The organism is Tabrizicola sp., from assembly GCF_036781545.1.
Lineage (GTDB): Bacteria > Pseudomonadota > Alphaproteobacteria > Rhodobacterales > Rhodobacteraceae > Tabrizicola.
Map to the genome: position 1 here is coordinate 1 of NZ_DAIQAT010000176.1, position 7,033 is coordinate 7,033.

The following is a 7,033-nucleotide window of genomic DNA, read 5'->3' on the forward strand; positions in this document are numbered from 1 at the left end:
GGGGATGTCATGCGGGCTACCTCAGGGCGAGGCTCCCCGCCGTCTCGTCGACCTTCAGGAGCATATCCATCAGAAGCGCGGCGGGGTCAAGGTTGACCGCCTTGCCGCGCCGGGCGCGGGCGGAGAGGTCCCCGGCAAGTTCGGCCCAGGCGCGGGCGGCTTGGGGGTGCGGGGCGAGGCGATGCAGGAGCTGGGCTTCGCCTGGCGCGGCCTCGGGCGGGGTGGCGCCGGTCGCGCCGAAGCGGGCGAGGCGGGCGAGGAAGAGGTCGATCAGGGTGACGAGAAGGTCGAAGGTTTCCGCCGCGCCGCGCGCGCCCGCGAGGTCGGCCAGGGCGAGGGCCTGGGGCCGGTCGAGCCGGGGCAGGGTAGCGAAAAGGCGGGTGAGGGCCGTGTAGAGCTTCAGCCCGTCGAGATTGGTCAGCCGGAAGGCCTCGCCCACCGAGCCGCCGGACAGTTCCGCCAGCGCGGTGCGGTCCTCGGGGGCGATGTCGCCGCCCGCTTGGGTCAGGGCGTCGGCAAGGTCCTGCGGGGCGAGCGGGGTCAGGCGCAGTTCGCGGCAGCGGGAGCGGATGGTGGGCAAAAGCCGCGCGGGCTGGTGGGCGATCAGGAACAGGGTGACGTTCGGCGGCGGTTCCTCGAGGAGCTTGAGGAGCGCGTTCGCGGCGGCGGGGTTCATCTCGTCCAGCGAGTCGATGATCGCGGTGCGGCGGCCGCCATCGGCGGCGGTGAGGGCGAAGAAGCTCTTCATCTTCCGCACCTCGTCGACCGAGATCACCTGGGAGAGGGCGGTTTCCTTGTCGTTCGGGCCGCGGCGGAGGAGGAAGTGGCGCGGCTCGGCGAGCTGGAGGAGGCGGCGGGCGACGGGGTTCGCAGGGTCGATGTCGAGCGTCTGGGGGGGCGGGGCGGCGAACATGCCGCCGTCGTCCTCGGGCGTGGCGAGCAGGAAGCGGGCGAGGCGCCAGGCGAGGGTGGCCTTGCCGGTGCCCTTGGGGCCGGTCAGCATCCAGGCGTGGTGGAGGCGGCCGGAGGTGAAGGCCTGCAGGAATTCGGCCTCGGCCCCGGCATGGCCGAAAAGGGCGGGGGTCTCCCTCGGATGGGGGGCGCCTTCGAGGCGGTCGGGGTCGGGAAGCGGGTCGGTCGCGGCCATGGCGGGAGATTGCACGGGGAGCGCGGGAAGGGGAAGGGGGTTCTGGGGTGCCCACGCGCGGGCAGGTTCTCCGGGGCCATGGAATCAATGGGTTGGCTGCGGGCGTTCAGGATTTGTTAGGAGTTTGGCGAGTGGCTTCCGCCCCCGGTCCCTCCCCACGGAGGGGATGTACCTCTGGTGGCGGTGGATGCGAAGGGGTGACGGCACGGCGTGTCGAAAGCTTGTCATATGGAGCGCTGAGGCGCGAAGACTCCTTGTCTCGTCGTCGGGCTTCGCCTCCTCCTCGGGTGGGCGCTCAGCTTTCCGCCTCGCTCGGGTCGGGGGAGCGTCGGAGCCTCCGGCGGGGATATTTGCACCAGTATGAAAGGCCTGGGTCGGTTGGGGGCGGTGGAGCCTCCGGCGGGGATATTTGGGCAAAGATGAAAGGCGGGCGGGTTTCGATCATCGCGGCAAAGGGCTGCGTAAGGGTGGGAGGCACCATTCATGCTGCAGCGCGGCATTGCGGCAAGTGGGCGGTGAAAATAGTGAAAGCGTTTTTCAGGAAGGTGGGAGCGGTTGACGCTTTCCCACCCGTTCGCCTAGCATTCGCGGGTCTGAAACAGGTTAGGTCGGGGAGGTTGACCCGGCCCCCGCCGCAAGGCGGGTCCTTCCGTCGCTTCGGGGACGGCCCGAGACTCTCAGGGTGCCTCGCATGATGCGGGCGCCTTTGAAAGGGATTGGGACATGGAACCACGGATTTCGCTGATCACATTGGGGGTTTCCGACCTGGAGCGCTCGGTCGCCTTCTACCGCGACGGGCTGGGACTGCCGACCGAGGGCATCATCGGGCAGGAGTTCGAGCATGGGGCGGTGGCGTTCTTTCCGCTTTCCGGCGGGCTGAAGCTGGCGCTCTGGGCGCAGGCGGATCTGGCGTTCGACACGGGGCTTCCTGCTGCGCCGGTCAGTCCGACCGGCTTTGCGCTGGCCCATAACGTGCGCGAGCGCGGCGAGGTGGATGCGGTGATGGGGGCGGCCGAGCGGGCGGGGGCCAGCGTGGTGAAGCGCCCGCAGGACACGTTCTACGGCGGCTATGCCGGGTATTTCCAGGACCCGGACGGGCATCTCTGGGAGGTGGCCTGGAATCCGGCGATGCTGCCGGAGTGAGGAAGATGGGGCGGCTCCCGGCGCGGCGCCTTGACTTGGGGCCTGGGGAGGCGTGAAGTGGCCGGGGCTTTGCGGGAGCGCAGATGAACATCCTTGTCTTTCAGCACCTTGCCGTCGAACATCCCGGCATCTTCCGCGATCTCTGGCGCGAGGGCGGGCACCGTGTCGAGATCGTCGCGCTGGACGAAGGCGCGGCGATTCCCGACCTTGCGGGCTTTGATCTGCTCGCCGTCATGGGCGGCCCGATGGATGTCTGGGAGGGTGACGCGCATCCCTGGCTTTTGACCGAAATGGCGGCGATCCGGCGCTGGGTCCTGGAGCTTGGGCGGCCCTATTTCGGCATCTGCCTGGGCCATCAGCTGCTGGCCGAGGCCCTGGGGGGCAAGGTCGGGCGGATGGCGGTGCCGGAGGTGGGCGTGACCGCCACCCGGCTGACGCCCGAGGGCCGCGGCGACCCTTTGCTGGCGGGGTTCGGGGAGGAGGTGCAGGCCTTCCAGTGGCATGGCGCCGAAGTGCAGCGCCTGCCGGACGGCGGTGTCACGCTGGCCGGAAACGCGGCCTGCCCGGTGCAGGCGCTGCGGGTCGGGCGGTGGGCCTGGGGGATCCAGTTCCATGTCGAGATGACCGCGACCACGGTGGCCGAGTGGAGCGCGGTGCCGGAATATGCCGCGAGCATGGAGGCGGCGCTGGGGGCCGAGCGGGCGCGGGGGCTGGAGGCGGAACTGGCCGGGCATCTGCCCGCGTTCAACGCGATGGCGCGGCGGATCAACGGGAACCTGTTCCAGGCGATCGGGTAGCGGAGCCGGGCTGAAGCCCGGGCTACAGGCGGGGCTCTATCGCCTGCCAGACGCGCGTGGCGACGGTGTCCTCGTCGCCATCGGCGTCGATGATGCGGAAGCGGGGATGCTGCGCGGCGAGGGACAGGAAGCCCGCGCGGGCTTTCTCTTGGAAGGCGAGGCCCATATCCTCGAACCGCAGCTCCTTGCCGGCGCGGGCCTGGGCGCGGGAGAGGCCGGTGGCCGGGTCGAGGTCGAAGAGGAGGGTGAGGTCGGGCTCGACCCCGATCATCAGCGCGTGCAGGCGGTCGACGGTGGCGGCGAGGTCGCCGCGGGTCAGCCCCTGGAAGACGCGGGTGCTATCGGCGAAGCGGTCGGTGATGACGATCTCGTCCCGGTCCAGCGCCGGGCGGATGGTCTTTTCCAGATGGTCGCGGCGGGCGGCGGTGAAGAGGAGGAGTTCGGTTTCCGCCGACCAGCGGTCGGTGGCGCCTTCGAGGACGAGACGGCGGATCTCCTCGGCCCCCGCGCTGCCGCCGGGTTCGCGGGTGAGGGTCACGGTGCGGCCCTTCGCGCGGAGCGTTTCGGCCAGGCGCCGGCCCTGCGTGGACTTGCCCGAGCCGTCGATGCCTTCGAGGCTGATGAAGAGGCCGGGCATTCAGCTGGCCGGGAACCCGAGATACTGGCCGGAAAGCTGCCTGCCCGCGGTCAGCACGCGCTTGAGGAACCCTGCCTTGCCGACATCGGCCTCGGCCACCAGGGGGACGCGGCGGTCGGGCAGGTCGGGGGCGTGGATGATCAGCTCGGCGACCGCGCTGCCCTTGAGGACCGGGGCTATCAGCGGGCCGTTGTAGACCACCTCGGCGGTCACGCTGTCCTGCACCAGGGCGGGGACGAGAAGCATGATGTCGTCGGCGGGGACGAGGCCCACGCTGTCGGCATCGCCCAGATGCACCTCGGCCTCGGCGACGCGGGTGCCGCTTTTCGCCACGGTCTTCTGCGAGAACTGCCGGAAGGCCCAGCCGACGATGCGCTCGGCCTCTTCGGCGCGCGCCCGGTCGGAGGGGAGCCCGGTGATGGCGAAGATGATCCGGCGGTTGCCCTGCTTGGCCGAGCCGACGAGGCCATAGCCTGCCTCGGACGTGTGGCCGGTCTTGAGGCCGTCGGCGCCGATGCCGAGGTCGAGGAGCGGGTTGCGGTTGAAGCGGTTGTCGGGGGAACGGCCCTTGTAGCTGTATTCGGTCTGGGCGAAGATCGGATAGTAGTCCGGGAAATCCTCGATCAGGCGCTTGCCGAGGATGCCGAGGTCGCGCATCGACATGCGGTGCCCCTCGGCGGGCCAGCCCGAGGCATTCCTGAACGTGGAAGAGGTGAGCCCGATGGCGGGGCCGCGCAGGGTCATCTGCTCGGCGAAGGCCTCTTCGGTGCCCGCGAGGCCTTCGGCGACCACGACGCAGGCGTCGTTGCCCGAGTTGATGATCATGCCGTGGATCAGTTCTTCGACCGTGGGGCGGTCGTTGTGCTGCAGCATCATGGTCGAGCCGCCGTCGCGGGTCATCTGCACCGCGCGGTCCGAGACGGCGAAGGTGGTGTCCATGGTGACGCGGCCGTCCTTCAGCGCCTCGAAGAGCATGTTGATGGTCATGAGCTTCGACATCGAGGCCGGGGGCAGCGGCTGGTCGGCGTTCTTGTCCATCAGCACGGTGCCGGTCGACATGTCGTAGACCCAGGCGGCGGTGGCCGCCGTCTCGAAGGCGCGGGCGGGAAGCGCGGCCAGCGCGAAGGCGAGAAGGGTCAGGACAGGACGCAGTCGGTTCAGCATGGGGACCTACGGAGGTTATTTCAGGTAGTAGGCGTCGGCGAACCCGGCGTCCTTGATCTTCTTCAGCATGGCATCGTCGCCCATGACCACGACGCCCCAGACCGCCTTGCCGCCCTTTTCAGAGCTTTGCGGGGTGGCGGTGATGCCGATCTTGGCCAGGGCCGCGGCGGCGCGGGTGGCGTTGTCCTCCTTCGAGAAGGAGGCGACCTGGATCGGACGGGCCGGGCCGGTGGCGGCGGGGGCCGCAGGCGCTGCGGCTGCAGCGGCGGGGGCGGCGGCAGCAGCGCCGCCGACGGTCTTGCGCTTGGACTTCCCGGTCTCGGCGGGGGCGCTCGCCTCGGGCTTCCGGGCGTCGAGCGGCGCGGATTCGATGGGAGCTATGGCGGCGGCTGCGGCGGTCGGGGTGGCGGTCGGAGCCTCGCCTTCGACGGCGACGACGGTTCCGGCGGCAGCGGCGGCCTTGGCTTCGGCGGCGGCCTTCTTCTTGGCCTCGCGGGCCGCCTTCGCCTCGGCCCGGCGTTCTTTCCAGGTCTTCTTCTTCGGCGTCTCGTCGACCGCGGCGGGGGCGCCGTCGGTGGCCTGTCCGGCGACGACGGCCGCGGTTCCTGCGGCGGCAGCGGCGGCGGTCGCGTCACCGCCCTTCTTGGCGGCGGGGTCGGCAGCGGCCTTGCCGGTGGTCTTGTCGGTGGCCTTGCCCGCATCGACCGCGTCCAAGGCCGCGGAGGCGATGGCGGCGGCGCCCGCGTCCTTGGCTGCGGGATCGGCGGCGGCCGCAGCCGCAGGGGCTGCGGTTTCTTCCTTGCGCAGCGCCGTCACCCGGATCTCTGTCGGCTGGCCGGCAAGGATGCCGAGCGCTTCGGCGGCGTCGGAGGAGAGCTGCAGCTTGGGCCCGGGATTGTCGCGTTCCCGCTTGAAGAGCGCGCCGGTGATCGACTTGCCGGAGGCGGGGTTGAACATCACCACCCGTTCGGGGTTGACCACATCGGGGGAGGCGACCCAGATGCCGCCGAGCGAGGGGCGACCGTCCCAGAGCGCGCTGTCGGTGGCCTGGAAGACATTCGGCGCCTCGACATCCTTGGCGCCGGACTTCTTGCCGGGCGCGGCGAACATGCCGGAACCGCCTGCATCGCCGGTCTTGCCGCCCCCCTCGACACAGCCGATCAACAGACCCGTGGTTGCGAGTCCGAAAACGATATCCCGGAGAACCGCTCTTGCCATCTTCCGCCCTCAGAACCGCGCAGTCTGGAACGCCGCGCTTTACCAATGATCGTGCCTGAGGTTCCGGCTTGGTCGCCTTGGGCGTGATCCGCCCTTCTTCCCCGTCAGGTCCGCCTGCTTGTGGCTGAGCATATCCCCTTGCGCAAGCGGTGGGAAGGGCAGAGGCGATGACACGCCCTCACGATCAGCGGAAATCGCCTCTGTCCCGGTGCCGGACGGCCTTTCAGAATCGCCCCGCGACGGGTATGCGGGCCGGATCGCCTTCGGCCCTGCCGAAGTGCCGGGGAAGTGTGGCCGAGTGGTTTAAGGCTCTGGTCTTGAAAACCAGCGTGGGGGGAACCCCACCGTGGGTTCGAATCCCACCGCTTCCGCCAGTTTTTCCGTATAGCGGGGCTTCTGGTGCCGCAACCCGCAGCACACGGTGCGCGAGAAGTAGCGCGCTCGACAAGCCCGAGGAGCATTCAAGATGAAGCGCATTCGTCATGCTTTGCGAAAGGGACGTGGAACGGGTCCGACAGTCGGACGCCGAGTGGGGAAGTTGGGCAATGGAAGGCGTCAGCGGGGCTTTCCTCTGACAAAGCCCGCTCGTGCAGACCATCGACCGCGGGATCACTCTGGTCGAGGGCCTGCCGCGACGGTGCCGGAAGTGGTAGCGGTGACGTCCGATGTTTCGCTTGTCTCCGGCCGCCGCCGGATGCCAGAGCGCAGATCGCGATAGGCAAAGGCCGCCGGATCGGCAGTGTTCAGCCCCGGGAAGGCGGCATAGATGATGTCCGCAGTCAGCGCGCCGAAATCGGCCAGGAAGTGGACCGAGCTTTTCAGCCCGATGATCCGCGGCGCCGCAGGATCAAGGCCGAGGTGGCGGAGGATTTCCTGCGTCCCCGCCTGTGCCCGCTGCGACCCGACGACGACCTGCACCCCGCTGCC

The 7,033-nt window shown here is 69.7% G+C and carries 7 protein-coding genes and 1 tRNA gene; 3 read left to right on the plus strand and 5 right to left on the minus strand.

What is annotated here, in order from left to right:
- Positions 1 to 16 precede the first annotated feature (16 nt).
- The gene (locus V7Q39_RS18080; RefSeq protein ID WP_333818003.1) at positions 17 to 1,147 is read right to left on the minus strand and encodes a DNA polymerase III subunit delta'; all 1,131 of its coding nucleotides are present in this window, start codon (positions 1,145 to 1,147) and stop codon (positions 17 to 19) included.
- Positions 1,148 to 1,870: 723 nt separating this feature from the next.
- Between V7Q39_RS18080 and V7Q39_RS18085 the strand changes: the two genes are divergently transcribed.
- Positions 1,871 to 2,290 (plus strand): VOC family protein, encoded by a 420-nt coding sequence (locus tag V7Q39_RS18085; protein WP_333818004.1) that lies wholly within the window; start codon positions 1,871 to 1,873, stop codon positions 2,288 to 2,290.
- Positions 2,291 to 2,373: 83 nt separating this feature from the next.
- The gene (locus tag V7Q39_RS18090; protein WP_333818005.1) at positions 2,374 to 3,087 is read left to right on the plus strand and encodes a type 1 glutamine amidotransferase; all 714 of its coding nucleotides are present in this window, start codon (positions 2,374 to 2,376) and stop codon (positions 3,085 to 3,087) included.
- 22 nt (positions 3,088 to 3,109) lie between these two features.
- On the opposite strand, the gene tmk is transcribed toward V7Q39_RS18090, so the two are convergent.
- The 3 genes from tmk to V7Q39_RS20645 are packed head-to-tail and all read right to left on the minus strand — an operon-like array spanning position 3,110 to position 6,052.
- On the minus strand, positions 3,110 to 3,724 hold the full coding sequence (tmk, locus tag V7Q39_RS18095; RefSeq protein ID WP_333818006.1) for a dTMP kinase: 615 nt from the start codon (positions 3,722 to 3,724) through the stop codon (positions 3,110 to 3,112).
- Positions 3,725 to 4,888 carry a D-alanyl-D-alanine carboxypeptidase family protein gene (locus V7Q39_RS18100; RefSeq protein WP_333818007.1) on the minus strand — a complete coding sequence of 388 codons (1,164 nt, stop codon included), beginning with the start codon at positions 4,886 to 4,888 and terminating at the stop codon, positions 3,725 to 3,727.
- A gap of 15 nt (positions 4,889 to 4,903) precedes the next feature.
- A complete protein-coding gene (locus V7Q39_RS20645; RefSeq protein WP_443082543.1) occupies positions 4,904 to 6,052 on the minus strand; it encodes an SPOR domain-containing protein in 1,149 nt (382 codons plus the stop codon).
- Positions 6,053 to 6,390: 338 nt separating this feature from the next.
- Between V7Q39_RS20645 and V7Q39_RS18115 the strand changes: the two genes are divergently transcribed.
- Positions 6,391 to 6,480: transfer RNA gene (locus V7Q39_RS18115), tRNA-Ser, on the plus strand.
- Between the two features lie 235 nt (positions 6,481 to 6,715).
- On the opposite strand, the gene V7Q39_RS18120 is transcribed toward V7Q39_RS18115, so the two are convergent.
- Positions 6,716 to 7,033, minus strand: a 318-nt coding sequence (locus tag V7Q39_RS18120; protein WP_333818008.1) for an MlrC C-terminal domain-containing protein, incomplete at its 5' end; no start/stop codon positions are given.

Excerpts from the sequence above, each read along its gene's own strand:
- V7Q39_RS18085 (WP_333818004.1), top strand. The coding sequence starts at position 1,871 with ATGGAACCACGGATTTCGCTGATCACATTGGGGGTTTCCGACCTGGAG.
- V7Q39_RS18100 (WP_333818007.1), bottom strand. The coding sequence starts at position 4,888 with ATGCTGAACCGACTGCGTCCTGTCCTGACCCTTCTCGCCTTCGCGCTG.
- tmk (WP_333818006.1), bottom strand. The coding sequence starts at position 3,724 with ATGCCCGGCCTCTTCATCAGCCTCGAAGGCATCGACGGCTCGGGCAAG.
- V7Q39_RS18080 (WP_333818003.1), bottom strand. The coding sequence starts at position 1,147 with ATGGCCGCGACCGACCCGCTTCCCGACCCCGACCGCCTCGAAGGCGCC.
- V7Q39_RS18090 (WP_333818005.1), top strand. The coding sequence starts at position 2,374 with ATGAACATCCTTGTCTTTCAGCACCTTGCCGTCGAACATCCCGGCATC.